This window comes from Methanosarcina acetivorans C2A (genome assembly GCF_000007345.1).
Classification (GTDB): Archaea; Halobacteriota; Methanosarcinia; order Methanosarcinales; family Methanosarcinaceae; genus Methanosarcina; species Methanosarcina acetivorans.
Genome location: NC_003552.1, coordinates 3,606,324 through 3,625,643, shown reverse-complemented (window position 1 = coordinate 3,625,643; position 19,320 = coordinate 3,606,324). Strand labels below are relative to the sequence as shown.

Sequence of the window (19,320 nt, the reverse complement as noted above, 5' to 3'; positions counted from 1 at the left end):
TTATTTTACTAACTAATAGTTACAATTATAACTTTTAGTTAGAATTGGATATAAACATTTGTATTCTGTCAAAATGCAGAGCTTCAATAGAAAATTTCGACATTTTTCAGCAAGAAAGAAACATTAAATAGGCTTCGAGATTCACCCTCTTAGGAGTGATGGTGAATATGGATAATGGAGAAGATGCAAATATGGATGCTGAAGAAATTCGGGCAATCTTCAGATTTTCAGCCCTTGAAAAAAATCTGATTTCCAGCTTTGGAATCCAGGGAGATCTGTTTCTTCCTTTTCTACTTTCACTGAAAGCGGGAGGCTCGTGGAGTTACGCCACCGAAGAGGCAAAAAGCATTGCAGTAAAGGACGTAATCACCTATTATGATGAGGAAAACAGAGCCGGCTATACACTGGAAAAGATATATCTTTTTATCAATCCCGAAATCATAAAAGGGGAAGGAGTAATCTTCAGGCTGGAGAAATGCGGGGAAAGAAAAGAAAGAGAACTGGTCGAACGCCCTTACCGCATAACCCTCCGGGCAAAAAGGATGCTACTTGCAGAGGTAAATCCTGGCCTGAAGGAGATCCGAATCAGGGAACTGAACAAAAAAAAGATATTACTGAAAGGCACTCCGGCATATAGCGCAGCTCATGAGCTGGAACACCTTGAAAAGGGAGAAGTAAAAGGGACTCCGATCTGGACCTTTGAATATATTAAAGACCAGTAAAAATAACAGAAAAAGATTAAGTGGATATCAAATTACAGGGCTTAAACGATTGAATCTTTTTTCTCGATTCCGTACCGCAATAGAGGTTAGTCCGATATAGTCAGTTCTGGTTATCTGAGCTTCTGACTACACTTCGACGAATTTTATCTTTAATAAGATAGAGGAGACCTCCATAGGAAAAAGCTGTGAGTATGGGAAATATAACGAGTCCTTCTTTTGCTGTCTCCGTATCCCCGTTCAGGACCTGAACTATGGCCATCATATCTACAGCAGTTCCGGTGGTAATGAAGAACCCGAAGAACAGGAGCAGTAGCGAATATGCCTTTTTTGGTTTTGAAAGCATCAGGAATAGCGCAAGGAAACCTAAGGGAATACTTATTCCGAGGTCAAGATACCTGATGACCCAGAAGACAGTTGGAGCCTCTTTGTATGAGCCATCGGGAAGGTCTCCAGTAGATGTAACCTGTTGGATTTGAGATATCCACATCACTGCAAAGAGCAGGAAGAATACGGTCATTAGGCCCACGTAGATTCGCAGACCTCCTGGTTTGAAGTCAGGGGCATCTGTTTCGGTAAACATGGATAGGCTACCCAAAAGCAGGATAAGTCCGCCTATAACAAGTATTCCAAAAAGCCACCAGTAACTCTCAACATTGCCGCTGTAGGCCGAATTGCTCCATTCCTGCCCAATCTCCACGGAAAGCCCTGTATACATTAATGTTATCGGTGTAAGTATCAAGAGGTATTTCGAGCCGGTCTTTCCGGCCAGACATAAAATTCCGCCAATTAGCAGTATCGGCGCAATCAGTGCCAGATTTGCAAGGTCCTGCTCGGAGGTCTGCCATATGCCGGATTGAGAGGTTCTATATTGAATTATTCCCTGGCCAACGGGTCCGAGAAAAACGATTAAAACCAGAGTTGCTGCGCAGACAATCGCAGTTATTCCAATTATGTAACAGGGAATTAAGTATTCATGTGCTTTTTCACTTCCCGTTTCACATGAAATATTAAGAAAAGACGTCATTCTACATGGTACAAATTTCCACATTTATATAGTCCTCTCTTTTTTTCCTTATTCCGAGAAGACTTTTAGCTTCCTCTCTTTAATGTCATTATTATATTTTGTCCTCAAAATATCAAATAATTAATGAGGTAGAAATAATCAGCTCCATTTTGCTAAAATACTATTCTTCTTCCAATTTAGCTTTTCTTTGATTTTATTCAACCAATCCGGCTCGTTATCCAGTATCTCGCTTGTGGAATGCATGATTCTTGTATAGCTATACAAATCAATAAATCTTCTGAACACAGGTAAAAGTGCTAACATATCACTTGAGATCTCAAACTCTGTACAATAACCATTCAAAAACATTTTTCTGGCTACAGCAACTCTTTCCTCATCCATGAATTCTGCTAATGAATCGAATACCTGCTCTATATCCAGAGCAAACCAGTGATATATCCCATCTTCAAAATCAATAACGTTACATGTCTCAGTTTCTACATCATAAAAAATATTATCCGGTTCAAAATCGTAATGTACTAATCCAAAATTTTTCTTGTTTTTCGGAAGTGTTTCAAGAAGGTTTTTCACTTCTATGTATTCATTCATCGCGGCAGTCTGTGCACCATATAAACCAAGTTCTTTTTCTATCCATTCCAGCACATCTTCATAAGTCCACTTTTTTACGGATGGTCTGAAATCTGAAGCCAGCCTGTGCAAAGTTCCCAGTGTCTTGCCATATACAAAAATGATATTGTCATTTAAGTCTGTATCTTCTATCGGAACTCCTTCTACTCTTTCAAATACGCTTGCAAAATACGTCCCCCACTCAGTTTTGATAATTTCAATCAGTTGACCGTTCAGTGAAGGCAATGGTGTTAATGCAGAGAAATTATGTTCTCTCAAATATTGAATAAACTCTATTTCTCCATATTCATTATCTTTTATTTTTTCTTCAACAGGTGCCAAACGCAGGAAGCAAATCTTATCATTATTCAGAAAGGGATAGATTGCATTCGATGAAATCCTAAAATATGGGAGTAATTCCTCTACATTGTTCATCTCAGTTTTCCATCTTCTAATTCCGTCCACTGCCAGATTCTTATTAAAAAATAAATATTTTAATTTTAACATAACTTCAACCTATTTTTTTCATAATTTCTTCTGTTTAACTCTATCTGGTTAATTATATACAGATTTCGAAATTCACCAATCATTTTGCTGCTGTCTTAATCTCTTCCGCTTTCTGGGCAGGGCCGTCAGACGGGTTGGCGGAGGCTCCTATTACAGAATAAAAAATAAACTTTAGGAAGACGAAAGTACTTTTTAGTATTTACTTTCTGACCGGTAAGATTTTGGAAAGGAAGAATTATCTTGACCGTTACAACCTTATTCGCTGTATTGTGTCGCTCTTTCCCGCTCGACGCAGGAGAGCGGCCTTTCCCAAGAAGACAAAAATGAATAAAAAAGAGAAAGTAAAGAAAAATAGAAAAGACAAAAATGAGTAAAAAAGAGAAAGTAAAGAAAAATAGAAAAGACAAAAATGAATAAAAAAGAGAAAGTAAAGAAAAATAGAAACAACATGCCAGCAAGTAAAAGCTTCTGAAACGCTTTTGAGTGAAAAAGATAAGCAAACAGGTCAAATGAACTTAAATTTCGGTCTTGTTTTTTATTCAAATCTGTATTTTCTTCTTTTTGGGAAGGGGCGCCAGACAAGCTGGCGGAGGCACCTATTACCTGTAGATTAAAAAACGGTTTCCGGGGTCAAATAATATAAACCGATTGATCAAGAGTCATCATATTATTTTTGTCGGATTATATTTTTGACCCGCCTGTCCCATTCCGTGGATTCGAAAAGCTCCTTCAGTTCCGGGGAAGCGTCAATAAAGCAGAAGCCCCAGTAGACCGCAGGGAGAAACTCTCTTTTCCATTGATCTTTTTTCTTTTTGTCAAGGAACTGGTAGGTTTCGGAAGATGAGAGGCGGCTTACAAAGCCGAGAACCTTAACGAGGTCGGGGATGGTCTTCTGGGCAGAACCTATTTTCAAGCATTTAAGCCTGTGGCTATCTATCTTCCTCATATCAGGTTCAAATCCCAGAGTTTTTAAAATTTTGTTTTTCTCGGGCATAGAGATTCGATCTCCGGCATACTTTAGGGAATTTAGGGCCTGAAGTTTAAGGAGCCATTCGACCTCTCCGAAGACCTTGGGCTTGTGCTGCCTTGAAACATCTCCTAGCCTGCGGTCTTCGTAAGCTTCCCTCTTGAGTTTATTTACCTGGTCACAGAGTGTGGAGAGCTCTTCGGCATCTCTCAGTTCCCGGACCCTGAATCTCAGGGCTCCCCTCATAAGCTCCCGTTTTTCCCGTTCAAAGGCGCCGACGTCCTTTTCCTCAGTGATGGCAAGAAGACGCGAGAAATATTTTGCCCTGAGGGCGGTTGGGGGGAGTCGGACAGGAACTTCTACTGCCTGTGCATTCTTTCTTCCCCTTCCTTTCCCCCTTCCTTTCTTTAAATTGCTGAGGTCTACCTTGCTGATTTCGATTTTTCCTTCCTCAATTGCCAGGGCTGCGTCTCCCTCGGAGAAAAGTTCTTCGAGGCGGATTTCAGGCTGGAGCATCTGCACCTGATCAACCTTTTCCCCGTTGAAAACCCCTTCTCCGAAACGCTGATAGAGGGAATCGATGCTGTCCGAGATCTCAAAGATGTGTCCCTTCCCCTTCCCGGAAACCGGAGAAAGCCTTGTAACCCTTCCCACCTGCTGTTCAAAGAGCCGCATGCTTAGGGTCGGGCGCAGCAGGATGAGGGTCTCAAGGCCCGGAAAGTCGAAGCCTTCGATCAGCATCCCGACCGTGCACAGAACATAGGGCGGCTTTTTTGTGTCCCTGAATGCTGCAAGCAGAGCACTCTGTTCGTCCTTGGGCAGTTCGGAGGTTATGAAAGCAGCATCTCTGAACTTCCCATCTGGAGTGTAATTGTCAAAATCGAGGGGTAAAACAGGGTCAGAGTCTTTTCCCAGCTTCGAAGCAGAGATTTCCCCGTTGAAAACCGAGGCTGTAAGTTTGGCATGGAAAGCGTTAATTTCCTCTCTATCGGCTCCGGCTCCGTAGACACGCTTCCGGACAGGGGCGCAGAAGACGAGGGTCTTTGCATTCTTCCGCTTTACCATCGAATCGTAGACATCTTTTGCGAGCTGGGTTCTGCGGACTACTTTTTTTAACTTATCTGCGGTGCTGCAGTCAAGGAAAAGGTCCTGCTTATCAAGTTCGTCCAGCCCTTTTTCAAAGTCAAAGATCTCAAAGATATCTTCCGAACTTTCGGCAATCGTATACTTAAGGGGGGCGAGTTCTTCGTCCAGGATACACTCAGGCAATGTCTTTGCGTAAACCTCGCGCATATCCCCGGCGATCTCGTCCACGAATTTGACATTTCCGACCACGCCCTGGAACGGAGTTGCAGTCATGCCCAGGATTTTTGTCCGCTCTCCTAACTCATTGAGGAAATCGTTTCCCCTGTTGTTGATGAAATTATGGATCTCGTCCACGATTGCAAGGTCGGTATGTTCAAGAATCAGGTTTTTGATTTCAGCTCCCTGCTTTCCAAGCACTGTCTGCAAGGAAGCAAAAAGCACAAAACCTTTTCCTTTTCCCTTTCCAAGGGCTTTCAACGTTTTAGCAAGCTCTTTTCTATCTTCTTTATGTTCAGAAGAGAGAAGAGCGCTATTGGGAAAAAGAGGCTGGTTTTTCTTCCTGTCATAATATGTCTGACTAAGAAGAGGGTTATTTTTAGAGACCAGGAAAAGCACGAGTTTTCCGTCATCATAATATTTTTTCATTATATGCTTCGAAAGAAAAGTCTTGCCCCAGCCCGTAGGAACCTTGATGTAGCCTCTCTGATGGGTTTCAAAATACTTCAGTATATCTTCAAAGATTTTCTTCTTATCTTCCCTCAAGGGCTCGAGCTCGACGGTTTCCATATCGGCTACGGCTTCATTTGAAATTGTCATCAGTACGCGGTCCTTAAACTTTTAACTATATAAATTCTTTAATGCCATCTCAAAAACCAGAAAGTACCTTTCAAAGAGGTTTTTGGGAAAGCGGCATAGTCCATGCAACAGGCTACTGCATGCAACTGTAAGCATTATAAGAAGTAACTCCCCGTAACTTACAAACAACCTGTAAAAAATTTCAGTCCAGGAAACTTCAAGCGGCATCTCTCAACTCAGTAGCGGAAAAGAATAAACCTGGAACTGCTTTTATTTAAAAGGAATCCCTTTTCATAATAAGAATTACGTCAATATATATGTTATGCCAAAAAGTCAAAGGGAAAGGGCAAATAAGAAGTTTATATCTCCTCTGGCCCTCTCCGATAATCGGTATAATAACTTAGAAGAATTTTGGCCTTGCGGAAAGATACTTTGCAAGGGGCAGTTTTCTGTAAGGTTTGCCAGCTATTTCGCCTCTGATGCGCGCATTGAGTTCTTCAGGAGTTATCTGTACTTTTGAAGGCTTATTCTGTTCGGACTCAGCCCGGACGGTTACATTAATCGTACCTTCCTCCATTTCCTTATCTCCGATAACCACGACATACGGCACCCATTCCCTGCCCGCTTCCCTTACCTTCTTTCCTATGGACAGGTCGCGGTCGTCGATATCGACCCTGCAATCCAGTTTCTTTGAAACCTCTTCGGCAAAAGCAAGGTGTTTTTCGGAAATCGGCACAATCCGGACCTGGGTAGGTGAAAGCCAGACAGGCAGCATAGGGACTTTTCCTTCTTCGGTTTCCATTGCAGCTTTTTCAAGAAGGGCATAGATACAACGTTCGATTGCCCCGCTCGGCGAGCAGTGGAGAACGATCGGCCTTTCCAGTTTGCCATCAGCGTTCACATAGGAGATATCGTACCTTTCGGCATTTTCCACATCGATCTGGACCGTGGAAAGGGCGCTTGCCTTGGCAAGGGCATCTACGAAGTTAAACTCGAATTTGAGTACGAAGTAGAAAAAGCGAGTGTCCCACATCTCCACAAGCACGGGCTTGTTTACGGTTTTTGCCATGTTGACTACAAGCTCTTTATTCGACTCGTAAAAGTCCCTGGTGAAACGGATGGCAACCTCATAATCGTCAATATGAATTCCCACGTTTTCAAGCACATCGATGCAGAGGTCGTACTGTTCCTTGAACTGGCTTACAGCCTGGTTCATGTCCTCGCAAAGGGTGTGCATATCCGGCATGGTAAAAGCCCTGAGTCTCCTCAAGCCTACAAGTTCCCCTCGCTGTTCTTTTCTGAAACTGTAACGGGTCATTTCGATCATCCTGAGAGGCAGATTCTTGTAGGAGATCGTCATGTCATGGTTCATAAGGAACTGCCCGAAACAGGCTGCAAAGCGAAGGAACATCTGCCGTTTGTCCGATTCGATAGAATACTGCCTTGCAGGGAACCTATCAAGGTATTTCTTGAGGGTCGGGTGGTTCATGTCGTACATCAGGGGAGTTTCGACTTCCATTGCCCCGAACTCGGTTGCGACATCAAGCACGTAGTTTTCAAGAAGAGACTTAACAAGCCTTCCCTTGGGGTAATAGCGCATGTTCCCCGAGTCGGACCCTGGCTCGTAGTCTGCAAGTTCAAGTCTCCGCATGAGCTCAACATGGGGAGGGGCTCGTTCAACCGCCCTGCTCTTGGAGATTTCATAATTTACAAACTGCTGAAGTTTGGGGTAGGGGGTGAGGTCAAAGGTCTCAACTTCGTGGAGTTCCCCGTCCGGGGTAAGGATGCGCCAGTAAGACCTGGCAGTACCTTCGGCCTTCAGGGCTTCGGAAACGACTTCTTCTTTTTCTCCGGCTGCCTCAGGTTTGACTGCCGCTTTTGCCGTACCCTCGGGGTGGATGCTCCGGGAAAGTTCGGAAAGGGGATGGCCCTTGCAGCTCACGGTAAAAGCTTTGTACCAGCCAAACGGAGCTCTTTTGACCTCGTATTTGCCAGAAAGAGCTGCTTCAATGCCTTTTAAGACCTGTACTGCAACTTTCGGAGAGGAGAGGTCAGAACTCAGGTGAGCGTAGGGATAAAGCATTATGCGGTTTGTTTTGACCTGGGCTGCAACCTTTTCGATTTCAGAAACAGCTTTTTCTATGGCTTCTTCCGGGTTGGCTTCGTCCACGCTTTCCACAGCCGTAAAAGCGGTGAGGGCTTCTTCTAGCCTGCCTGACTTTAAGGACTCTTCTATTTTTTCAGCAACTGGAGTTTGTTTTTTGGTTTCGTATTCAATATAATCAGAGTGAATGAGCAATAACTGCATTCTATCACCTGTGTTTTCTAAGCCAGTATGGGTTCCGAATTCACTTCGGTTCTTAATCAAACAGGGATCAAACAGTATTACGGTCTGGTATTAAGACTGCGACCTGGTATTGCGACTTAATACTTGACCTGATTGAAGGATCGTTTGAGGCCTGTACCCGTCAGTAGATCTTGATTATAGGATGTAAGGAAGAATATATGACAGTCCTAACATCCTGCAATGATATAAAGCAATCCCTTTCGCCTCATTGAAAGCTATTTTTCTCATCAGTCCTGCAGGCTTTTGCCGGATCTTTGAGGTAGACGTCAGCCTGAGCTACCAGTTCGGGATGGATCTGCTCCTGATAAACCCTATAAGCTGCAACGAGGGCTCCCAGCAGAATGGGGGCTGCAAAAAAACCTGCAATTCCTCCCACAAAAGCCCCTCCCAGGAAGGCGAGCATGAGGAGCATCGGGTGGATCTTTGACTTCAGGCTGGTCAGGAAAGGCCTGAGGATCAGTTCGGGAGGTCCGTAAATTACAAGGGACGAGACCACAAAAAAAAGTGCTGCACTTTGAAATCCCTGTTCGAAATAACGGAACAAGGCCATGGGAACGAGTACCATATACCCGGCAAAAAGAGGGATTACCGATGCTATGAAGACTAGGGTCGCAAGAGCCAGGACATGGGAAAATCCGAAAGCACGAAAAACGAAAACCGAAGTCACGCTCACTATGAGGGCAGAGTAGGCGTTGCCTATGAAAACTCCCTTCAGGATAAGGTCCAGATGAGAAGCATAACGGTTCACAATGTTCTGATAATCTGAAGGTATCATGCCAATAAAAGCACAGTAAAGCCTGTCCCCATCGGCAAGCAGGAAATAACAGAAGAAAATCGAAACTATGAAATTAATAACAAAAAGGCCTATGCTCTGGGCATATGAGATCAAGCCTACACTCCCTACTGCAGGGAGCAGGGAGGTAAAAAGGTTCCATATAGCATTATTTATTCTTTCAACGTAAGTAGAAGGAATTTCCAGTCCATGTATAAAATCTAAAATCCCGCTCATTACTGAAGTCTGGTTTTCAAAAATCCAGGAGATCTGGTTCAGGATCTCAACAACTCCGGCTCCTACAATGAATACTATGGGGATAAAAATAAAAAGGCTGGCTATCAGAGCTCCAATTTTCCTGTATTTTCCAAATTTCACTTGGATAGGCCTGGCAATATAAGCAAAGACTATTCCGAGCACGATTCCGTCTGCCAGGGGCAGCAGGACAAGGAAAGCAAAGAATAGAAGCACAGCTAATGCAAGAGCTACGCCGATTTTCCAGCGGCTGGCAATAAGCTGGCTTACTCCGTCAGGTGGGTAATTAAATCGCATTTTTCAGTTCCGTTATGATAAATATATGATAGTAATTCAGCTAGGAATTCAATTTAATGACTTAATTTAGTAATTCAAGTTAGTCAAGTTAGTAATTCAAGTTAGTAATTCAAGTTAGTCAAGTTAGTAATTCAAGTTAGTCGAGTTAGTAATTCAAGTTAGTCGAGTTAGTAATTCAATCAGTTGCTTGGAAGCCCAGGTAATTCATTATTGTAAACCAGGTAATTCATTATTGTAAAGTTTAGTTAGTTTATTGAGAGCCCGATCAGGTGAATTACAGGATAATCAGGTATTGTCGTGAAGTTCCCAGATGTTTGACCTGAAAAGGCATGGTAAGATTTCAACTATAATATGAAAATATAATTAGGAACTATTTAAAAATTTCATAGAATTCTGATGAGATTCATAAATTTAGAAATTCTGGTTCAATTTTAAACCTCTCTATTTTTTAATAGCCACATCCGGTGTTTACTCTACAGTAATCCGTAGGTTTATGATACCGAGTTTTTCCGCAGGGTTGAAAATTGCTTATTGATAGCTTAAAACCGGGGGGTTCAAGCGCGCCGGAGTGGTCAGTTCCGTTCAAACCTTTAGTTTTTCATCCAGCCCTGGAACAATTTTTTCAAAATACCTGGTTACCACACAGGAATCCGTGCATTTTCCACACCTAATACAGGCCTCACTTACATGAGGCTTTCCTTCCTTAATTGTGATCGCATCGACCGGACAGGCTTTTTCACAGATTCCGCAGCCTGTGCAGCGGGAAAGCCTTACGAACTGTTTTGCAGTCTCTTTAAAGAGGTTGACTGCTTTTTCCTTTGTTTCCGAACTTACGAGTAGATTTCCGTTTGAGAAAAACTTCACGGTCCCGTTTTTGGTTCTGACAAGTAGCATGCCCAGCTCTTCCGCATAAACAGTCTTTCCAAGCATGTTAATGAAATCCGCAGCTTCTTTTTCCCTGATGCCCTTAACTCCTGCCTCAACAGAAAAGCCTCCTGCTTTGCAGGGGGAAATTCCTCCCACAACCTCAATTTCAAAGGTTTCGGCCTTTTCTTCCGCAAGAACCGAGATTCCAAGTTCCTCTGCCAGCTTCAACATTTTCGGAGGCAGTTCTTTCCAGCGCCAGAACCCGTGTTCCACAAACTTTTCCGAAAGCCTGCGCTTTTTTGCCCACTCGAGCAGGAAAGTATTCCACCGGGCATGCATCTCAGGGTGCAGCACTTTTACCCGCGAATATTCGGCAGCAAGGGCAGAAGGGCAGAGCCAGCACCCCACTCTCTCAAAGCCCTGGTCGTAGAGCGGGTTGTAGGATAGTCCCCGCCAGTGGATATAGAGCCAGACCTCCAACGCCCGCCAGTCCCGGATAGGAAAGATATTGAGCTGCGCCGGGACAAAGGGGTTTGTCTCACTTGCCGCAATCCTTGCCCTGGAAAATGATTCATGCTTTCGCTTGCCATCTATTGTCAGGTAGGCAATTGTGTTCCCATTTTTCTGCCTGCCCTCCTCTCCTGGCAGGGCACATGCGCCTTTTCCTGTTTCCAGGTCTCCTGCCGAAGCCAGCTTGCAGACCTTGCAGCACCAGCGGAAATCCTTTGCAGGAGGCCCGAACTTTTCTACCTGCTCCCAGAAAGCTGAGCCTGAACTCATTTCTTCAAGCGGGACTTTCATTTCGCGGCATAAGTCCCGGGCAAACTTCACAGTCTCCGGAAATTCGATCCCCGTGTTCAGGAAAAAAGCCTTAAACTCCCTCTGCTTGAGGGCAGCTCTTGTAAGGTCGAGCACAACAAGGCTATCTTTTCCCCCGCTGAAAGATACATATACAGGTAACTCCCGGTACTCATTTCTGGAAACAATCCCCCGGATGGTATTGATGGCATTTTTTCCCAGGGCCTGCAGATGTTTTTTGTTAGCTTCTATGCATACCCTCAAATCCGGGGTTTTGGGGTGCAGGAATACTTCACTGTTGTCAACCTTTCTGACCCTGAGGATTTTTGTGCCGGTTTCGGGTGAGGGTGCGGGCTCGGCCTTCACTCGAACTTCAGGTTGTACTCCGGTCCCTGATGAGGTTCCGGGCTTTTCCGGGTTCCGGGCTGCAAAATCCGTGCCATCAATGTAAGAAACTCCGTACCCGCTCAGGTTGCCCGCAGTCACGAGGACAAAATCCCCTGCTTTAATGTTTCCGGCAAAAGATTCTATAAGCCCTGCTTCCACGTTTTTTCCGTTAAGGTGCCGGTTTGTCTTCTTGAGCTTGACTTTTCTGCCTTCAGCCGACTTGAGGAGGATCTTTGCCCCCTGAAGGGAAGGTTCAAAGCTGTAGTCCATTTCCGAAAGTTCAAAACGGAGCACGCCGAAAATGAAGCCGTCTACAAGAACCTCGTCGGTTTTGTCTTCTCCGGGGATTTTGTTAAGGAGCACAAGTCGGTCTCCCAGAGGGTCGCAGCCGAAGGCTGAAAGTAGCTGCTCTGTCAGGACTTCCCGTTCGTAGGGAGAACAGAGCCTGACATCTGCCGGCTGGGTAAGATGAAGTATTTCGCCTTTCCCACCACAACCCCCGCACTCTTCCCCTGTGAGAGGCAGGTTGCACTTCCTGCACCAGTAAATATAGTCATCTTCATACTCGAAACGTGTATAAGGTTTTTTCTTTGAAAAAGCCATATCAGAACGTTTTTCAGGGCCTGAGCTCCTTTTGTGAGAGGCATTCCTTCCGGGAGATACTTTTTCTTTGAAATCCCGTACTTTGTGTTCTGCCCTTTTTTCCCTGGGCTGCTGCCCCTTTCTGTTCGAACCGTTTCTTTTTTGTTTTTGTGAATTGGAAGTCTGGTATTTTTCTTTTTTCTGCTGCATGGAAGCCCTGACCGGTGATTCGAAGAAATGGTTAAGTATCATATCGTTTAGTTTTCAGCAAGGATGCGTTTATCGATATATCAATATTTTGAAGGAAAGGAAAGATCCGATAAGGAAAAACATATAATACTTTCAAAAGTCCATTTCAATAGAACTTAAATCTTATTAACATGACCAGAACTATGAATATGACTAAATGCTGTAATATGACTAATAACTTATATTTTAATTGTTATTTAAATTATGTATATGAATCATAAATATATTAAACTTTCTGAGACTGAGTTTAAGCTTCCTTTCGAAAAGTTAAACATCATGAGAAAATTAAAACCTCTCGCAAAGGTAAACCTGTTATTCGAACGTGATAAGGCATGAAGTATGATGTTGTTGTGGTAGGAGCCGGACCTGTGGGCTCAACAGCCGCCCGCTATGCAGCAATGAATGGGGCAAAGGTCCTCCTGCTCGAAGAGCACTCCTCAATAGGGTCTCCTGTAGGTTGTACAGGGCTTCTGAGCACAAGAGCCGTGGAAGAGTGCGAACTCAGGCCCTCGGACGAATTCGTGTTCAACTCCGTGCGCGGGGCTTTTGTGCATGCACCTGACGGGCAGTGCCTGCCTATTGATGGAAAGAAGACAAAGGCGTACGTTATTTCCCGGAAAAACTTTGACCGTACCCTTGCAGTAATGGCTGTGGAAGAAGGCGTTGAGCTATCCCTGAAAACAAGGGCCGTAGGGCTCGAGAAAGAGAATTTTGATGCCGAAACCGGGACAAAAAGAAATGGAAATGGAAAAGAAAACGGAAACAAAAAGAATTCCCCTGTAAAGCTCAAAGTACTCAGGAACGGAAAGCCCGAAACCATATCCACGTCCGTAGTTATCGGGGCAGACGGGGTAAAAAGCCGGATAGCCAGTCATGCAGGCCTTGGAAAGCCTGCGCGCATACTCCCCGGAATTCAGATAGAAGCCCCATATACCTCGGATGACAGCGATTTTGTAGAACTGTTTCCCGGCTCTTCAGCCCCCGGTTTCTTTGCCTGGACCGTCCCTCTTAACGAAAAAGTCTCTCGAATCGGGCTTGCACTTGATTCGGGACTTGCCGGCAAAAGCGGGCCTGGAGGAAGCTCTCCGCTTTTCTATCTTGAAAAACTCCTCTGTTCAAACCCGCACATAAAAGCAAGGTATTCGGACGGTATGCTTGATTTCGTGGTTGGAGGGATTCCCGTTGGTCCCCAGGGAAGAACCTTTTCTGACGGAATACTGCTTGCAGGAGATGCCGCAGGGCAAGCTAAACCCACGTCCGCAGGCGGGGTATATACAGGAGCTTTTGCAGCAAAAATTGCCGGAAAAATTGCAGCTGAAGCAGCCCTTGAGGGAGACAACTCTGCCCGAAGGCTCTCAGAATACGACCGGCTCTGGCGGAAGGGCCTTGAAAAAGAGCTCGAAATAGGCATGAAAATCCATGATTACATGGGAAAGCTGGAAGACAACCAGTTGAACGAACTCATAGGCTCGTTAAATACCCCCTCCATTCTGAATACGATCACGGAGTATGGGGACATGGACCACCCCTCCGTTCTTGTGAGGAAGCTGATGTTTTCAGGAAACTCCCTCAGGCTCGTGAAAGCCTTCGGGACATTTTTAAAGACGCTTTTTTAAAGGAAGTGGTATCCGCGTGTAATTTCAATATCCGGGCCTATTCCTATTTTTAAAATCCTGGCTTAAAATTCTATTTAAAGTCTTACTTCAAAATCTTGATCTGAAATCCTGGCCCAAAGTCCCGGCTTAAGATTTTGATTTTTTTACTATAAGGCCCAAATTTGACAGAAGCACACATTTTATAATGTTGAAATGGGCTTAATGTTTCTGTTTTCTTAATACAATTCAAAGTTTTGTCTTTCATCTTATGATTTTTGGACATTTTTTAATTTACTGAAATGTAGTGTGTCAATGCAATGTGTTTTGTGTAAGAAAATACTGTATTAATTAGCAGAATCTATCAAATTAGGGATAAGGACTATAAATTCCGGGAACCCCTTATATTGAAGGGGGTAACTGTGAGTTCCGGTTCCAAACTTCTTGATGACGTAAAACAGCACCTTTGCACGTGTTCTGCAGGCCTCAGGCTCACTTCTGATATGGAATCTTTCCTGAAAATGCCTATGAGAGAGCTCTATGTCTCCCTGCCCATCCGTATGGATGACGGTTCCATAAAGGTTTTCAAAGGATTCAGGGTTCAGTACAACGAAGCCCTGGGACCTGCCAAAGGTGGAATACGTTTTCATCCGGATGAAACAATGGAGACTATCCGGGCCCTTGAAGCCCTGATGACCTGGAAATGTGCCCTCCATAAGCTGCCTCTGGAGGGGCAAAAGGAGGAGTTGTCTGCTCCCCAAAAGAGCTCACACACCGGGAGCTGGAACGCCTGAGCAGGGCATACATCCGCAGGATTTACCAGATCATAGGCCCTGATAGGGACATACCTGCTCCGGATATGTATACAAACCCGCAGATTATGGCCTGGATGATGGACGAGTACTCGAAACTCGCAGGAAAAAACGTCTTTGGTGCCATTACAGGCAAACCTACAAGTCTCGGAGGTTCTGCGGGAAGGTTTGATGCAACAGCTAAGAGTGGCTTATATGCGATAAGGGAAGCTGCAAAAAAACAGGGCATGGAGCTTAAAGACGCAACGGTTGCAGTCCAGGGATTCGGGAACGTGGGATACCATGCGGCATACCTTTCCGAGAAACTTTTTGGTTGCAGGGTTGTGGCTGTAAGTGACAGCAAAGGGGCTATCTACTTAGAAAGTGGGCTTGACTCCGAAGATGTTTCCGGATACAAGCATTCCAAGAGTTCTGTACTGGACTATCCGGGAGCGGAAAATCTCACCAATAAAGAGTTGCTGGAACTCGATGTAGATATCCTTATCCCGGCTGCCCTTGAAAATGTAATAAATAAAGAGAACGCGAACAGAGTCAGACCGAAAATTCTTGCAGAAATGGCTAACGGCCCCACGACAAGGGAAGCAGAAGAAATCCTTCGTTCAAACGGGGTCCACATAATTCCCGATATCCTTTGCAACGGGGGAGGGGTCATTGTTTCTTATTTTGAAATGGTGCAGAACGAGTCCAACATACAATAGGAAGAGGAGGAAATCGAAATCCGTCTGGAAAAAAAGATGAAAGAAGCATATCATTCCGTGTATGAATTTGCGGCAAAGAACAATGCTGGAATGCGGCAGGCTGCCTATACGCTTGCTGTTGGCAGGGTTGTTGAAGCCATGCAGCTCAGAGGCTGGATCTGAGACCCGAAAAACAGGTATGGAGAGGCAAAAAAAGAAACAAATGAGACGTTTAGAAATTAACGAATCGTTTAGAAATTAACGAATAGTTCAGAAATTAACGAATAGTTCAGAATTTAATGAATATAAGTATTAAACAAATACATGTAAACAAATACATGTAATGAGACAGGCAGGTGATTTGAACGTACCGATGCCGCAACTGCGGATACCTTTACAACCCGGACCCCGGTGATTCTTCACAGTCCATAGCTCCTGATACCAAATTTGAAGAGCTTCCAAAATCCTGGAGATGCCCTAGATGCGGAGCTTTCAGGGAAATGTTTGAAAAAGTGTGATGTTTAAGTGTGATGTTTAAGTGTGATGTTTAAAAGGCGCAGGACATTCAAAAGAAGTTTATACGTAAGCGCATAAACCTTACTGTCCGGCTGTTTCCAGTTCATTCAGAAGGTTTCTTTCAAAGTTCAGGATCTTCCTGATAATTATCTTTTTGGATCCGAGTGCAAGTTCCTCATTTTCAGGATATTTTACTCTTACATACTCATAAAGCTCCGGTACACTCATCGCATCAAGTTTTCTTTTGAGCTGGTTAAAGTTCTCCATAAGGCCAAAATCCTCCATAAAGACATTCTCTTAAACAAAAAGTAAAGTTATATTTATTTTTTTCATGTGGCAGTAATCGCATTTTCATATGCGTTCTGGGGAACTGTTGTAGATTTCTGCCAGTATTGCATATCCTTAATAACAGGCCTTTTTATACATTCATGTTCGGGAAAAAATTGTGAATGGCGTCATACCTCACCCTAACTTATTCAATTTTCTTTAGAGTAATTTCCAAAATATTAATATGTCAATAACCTTATCATACATGTGACTACCGGAAGGATTCTATAAAAACGAATTTCGGAAACCCGGAGTTCTGACTGAATACTCTTAACATTGGGGACGGCTAAGTAAAAGCAGAGCAGGCACTTAAGCCCAGGCACCTAAAGGCGGGGGTTATAGCATAAACGTTATTGAGAGAAAATGCGAAGCCGAAGAAAGCTGGATGGAAGAATTACTTTTAAACAGCCCCAGCCCGATCCTGAGAATAGAAAAAGAGGGAGTAATTCTCTACGCTAATAAAGCAGGAAAATTGTTGCTTGAAACATGGAAAAGCGAGGTCGGAGAAAAAGTTCCCGTAAAAATCCAAAAAACTGTTCGGAAAGCAACCCTCAAGAAGAAGCCAGAATTCGTGGAACTTGATGTAGGTGAAAAAACATATTCAGCCACTTTAATCCCTTCTGCTGACGGGAAATATATAACTCTCCACGCACTGGATGTCACTTTTTCTAAACAGGCAGAAAAAAAATTGAATTGTATAGACAGGCACCGCGAAACCCTTGCCCAGATTGCCGAACTGGCTCTCAAAACCCCGGACCTCCGGACCCTGATGGACAACTCCTTAACCCTGATTGCTACTACGCTTGATGTAGAATATTGCAAGATTTTGAAACTTTTGCCTGATGGAAACTTTTTGTTCGAAACGGGGATTGGATGGAAGATCGAAGATATAGGCAGAGTTATTAAAAGAGACACGGCTTCGGTTGCCGGGTACACAGTGCTTTCAAAAAAACCTCTCCTGATAGAAGATTTAAATAGAAAAGACTCAATTGAAGGAATGGGACTCAAGGAGTATAACAGAATCAAGACAGGAATAAGTGTCCTGATCGGAAGCATCGAAAATCCTTATGGAGTGCTGGCAGTTCACAGCACAAAGAAAGAGAAATTTACAAAAGAAGAAACTTATTTTTTGAATGATGTTGCATTCCTGATTTCGTTAACCATAGAAAGAGATAGGGTAGAAGGTACGCTCCGAGATAAAATACATTTTCTTGAAACGCTGCTTGATACTATTCCTGCTCCTGTATTTTATACGGACAAAGGAGGGGTCTACCGCGGGTGCAACGAACTCTTTGCGAGGATGATTCTCGGGATCCCAAAAGAGGAGGTGACCGGGTGCTCTACAGATGAACTTTCCGAAGCGATTCCCCAGGAGCTTGGAAGCGCCTACAGGAGAGTGGACCGGCAGCTCCTCCAGAGAGGAGGAAGCCAAATTTATGAGTCAAAAGTTATGTGCTCTGACGGGATTATCCGGCAGTTCCTTTTCAACAAAGCCGTATACAGGAACCTTAATGGGACTGTGGGAGGACTTGTAGGAGTAATGCTTGATATAACCGGACGCAAACGTACCGAAGAGAACCTGGTAAAAAGCGAAGAGAGGTACAGGCTGGCTACCGAGCAGACAGGACAGCTGATATACGAATTTGACCTGCAGGACGGACATGGTGAATGGGCAGGGGCGGTCACGGAACTCACAGGTTACAGCTACAATGAGATGCAGGATTTTACTTACTATGACTGGCTCGATCACATTCACCCCGAAGAGCGCAGAAGAGTGCAGCAGGAATTTAAGAAGTGCTGGAACACAGGAGAAAAGTTCAATGAAGAATTCAGGTTTCGGCGGAAAGATGGAAGCTACTTTTTCGTGGAAAACAAAGGGGTATATCTGAGGAATGAAGAAGGCTGCGTATGCAAAGCCCTCGGGGTGATGAAAGACATTACTGAAATCAAACTTTCCTCGGAAAAACTGAAGGAAAGCGAAGAGCTCTACCGTTCATTCTTACAGAACTTTAAAGGAATCTCATTTAAGATGGACAGAGATTTTGTCCCTCTCTTTCTGGAAGGCGCTGTTGAGGAAATAACCGGATACGCAGAAGAAGACTTCATCTCCGGCAGAATAAGTTTGGGTGAGCTCATCGATCCCGAAGACAGGCAAATTCTCGATATCAACCGGGGAAAAATGAATTGTTCCCCGAACTCTATTGTGGAGAATGAGTACAGGCTGAGGCGGAAAGACGGAACTGTAAGGTGGGTTCATGAGTTAATTCACAACACCTGTGACGCGTCAGGAGAAAACGAATTTATCCAGGGCTATGCTTATGATATTACTCAGAAGAAAAAAGCCGAGGAAACCCTTGCAAAAGTCGAAGCTATCGGCATGAGGGAAATTCACCATCGGATCAAGAATAACCTTCAGATAGTTTCGTCCCTGCTCAGCCTTCAGGCTGATAAGTTCAAAGACAAAGATGTTATTGAAGCCTTCAGAGAAAGCGAAAACCGCGTCATCTCCATGTCCATAATCCATGAGGAGCTTCATAAGTCCGAGGACACGACAAATATAGATTTTGCAGCATATCTCAGGAAACTGACTTCCGAACTCCTTTACTCTTACAAGGTCGGAAACGAGAAAGTCCGTTTTTTCCTTGATGTTGACAATGTGTTCCTTGGAATCGATACGGCAATTCCCCTCGGGATCATAATTAACGAACTTTTCTCAAACTCCCTTAAATATGCGTTCCTCAAAAGTGCCGAGGGGGAGATAAGGATCTCTCTTTACAGACAACCTGAAGTTCTGGAACTCTGTAGCACATCCGGCAGAGGCCAGAACACAGGCTCAGTGGTGCATTCCAGCTTTACACTGGTTTATTCGGATAACGGGGGACGTTTCCCTGAAAATATCGATTTTAAAAACCCAGAAACCCTTGGCCTGCAACTCGTAAATGCCCTTGTTGAACAACTCGATGGGACGATTGAGCTTGAGAAAGGGGGAGAAACAAAATTTATTATCAGGTTCGATGATAAGGGCCTTCCGGGGAAGAGCTGAAAAAGCTGTTAAAACCGTCAAGGGCACAAATAGGACAGAATTAAATAGTATCGAGAATCACTCTTTTTCGAGTCTTTTTCTTCTTTGCCAGA

General features: G+C 44.1%; 10 protein-coding genes and 2 pseudogenes. 5 read left to right on the top strand and 7 right to left on the bottom strand.

Annotated elements, in window-relative coordinates; translation table 11 throughout:
- The first annotated feature begins 158 nt into the window (after nt 1-158).
- Nucleotides 159-722 carry a RimK/LysX family protein gene (locus MA_RS15210; RefSeq protein WP_226990620.1) on the top strand — a complete coding sequence of 188 codons (564 nt, stop codon included), beginning with the start codon at nt 159-161 and terminating at the stop codon, nt 720-722.
- 100 nt (nt 723-822) lie between these two features.
- On the opposite strand, the gene MA_RS15205 is transcribed toward MA_RS15210, so the two are convergent.
- From MA_RS15205 to MA_RS15180, 6 genes are all read right to left on the bottom strand, one after another.
- Nucleotides 823-1,770, bottom strand: a complete 948-nt coding sequence (locus tag MA_RS15205) for a hypothetical protein (RefSeq protein WP_011022849.1) — start codon at nt 1,768-1,770, stop codon at nt 823-825.
- 114 nt (nt 1,771-1,884) lie between these two features.
- Nucleotides 1,885-2,859 carry a phosphotransferase enzyme family protein gene (locus MA_RS15200; RefSeq protein ID WP_011022848.1) on the bottom strand — a complete coding sequence of 325 codons (975 nt, stop codon included), beginning with the start codon at nt 2,857-2,859 and terminating at the stop codon, nt 1,885-1,887.
- A 667-nt stretch (nt 2,860-3,526) separates the two neighbouring features.
- Nucleotides 3,527-5,728 carry a DEAD/DEAH box helicase gene (locus MA_RS15195; RefSeq protein ID WP_011022846.1) on the bottom strand — a complete coding sequence of 734 codons (2,202 nt, stop codon included), beginning with the start codon at nt 5,726-5,728 and terminating at the stop codon, nt 3,527-3,529.
- 379 nt (nt 5,729-6,107) lie between these two features.
- Complete coding sequence (locus MA_RS15190; RefSeq protein ID WP_011022845.1) at nt 6,108-8,015, bottom strand: threonine--tRNA ligase; 1,908 nt, start codon at nt 8,013-8,015, stop codon at nt 6,108-6,110.
- 244 nt (nt 8,016-8,259) lie between these two features.
- Nucleotides 8,260-9,378: an AI-2E family transporter gene (locus MA_RS15185; protein WP_011022844.1), complete on the bottom strand. Its 1,119-nt coding sequence runs from the start codon at nt 9,376-9,378 to the stop codon at nt 8,260-8,262.
- A gap of 582 nt (nt 9,379-9,960) precedes the next feature.
- On the bottom strand, nt 9,961-12,264 hold the full coding sequence (locus MA_RS15180; RefSeq protein ID WP_011022843.1) for a phosphoadenosine phosphosulfate reductase family protein: 2,304 nt from the start codon (nt 12,262-12,264) through the stop codon (nt 9,961-9,963).
- A gap of 329 nt (nt 12,265-12,593) precedes the next feature.
- On the opposite strand from MA_RS15180, the gene MA_RS15175 reads away from it, so the two are divergent.
- From MA_RS15175 to MA_RS29225, 3 genes and pseudogenes are all read left to right on the top strand, one after another.
- Nucleotides 12,594-13,877, top strand: coding sequence for an NAD(P)/FAD-dependent oxidoreductase (locus MA_RS15175; protein WP_011022842.1), 1,284 nt, complete (start codon nt 12,594-12,596; stop codon nt 13,875-13,877).
- Nucleotides 13,878-14,356: 479 nt separating this feature from the next.
- Nucleotides 14,357-15,525, top strand: a pseudogene (locus tag MA_RS15170) (Glu/Leu/Phe/Val dehydrogenase).
- Between the two features lie 197 nt (nt 15,526-15,722).
- A pseudogene (locus tag MA_RS29225) lies at nt 15,723-15,860 on the top strand (rubredoxin); the annotation flags it as partial.
- A gap of 79 nt (nt 15,861-15,939) precedes the next feature.
- Here MA_RS29225 and MA_RS15165 read toward each other — a convergent pair.
- The gene (locus MA_RS15165; RefSeq protein ID WP_048066422.1) at nt 15,940-16,125 is read right to left on the bottom strand and encodes a hypothetical protein; all 186 of its coding nucleotides are present in this window, start codon (nt 16,123-16,125) and stop codon (nt 15,940-15,942) included.
- Between the two features lie 445 nt (nt 16,126-16,570).
- Here MA_RS15165 and MA_RS15160 point away from each other — a divergent pair, with 445 nt between their 5' ends.
- The gene (locus tag MA_RS15160) at nt 16,571-19,228 is read left to right on the top strand and encodes a PAS domain S-box protein (protein WP_011022840.1); all 2,658 of its coding nucleotides are present in this window, start codon (nt 16,571-16,573) and stop codon (nt 19,226-19,228) included.
- Nucleotides 19,229-19,320 lie beyond the last annotated feature (92 nt).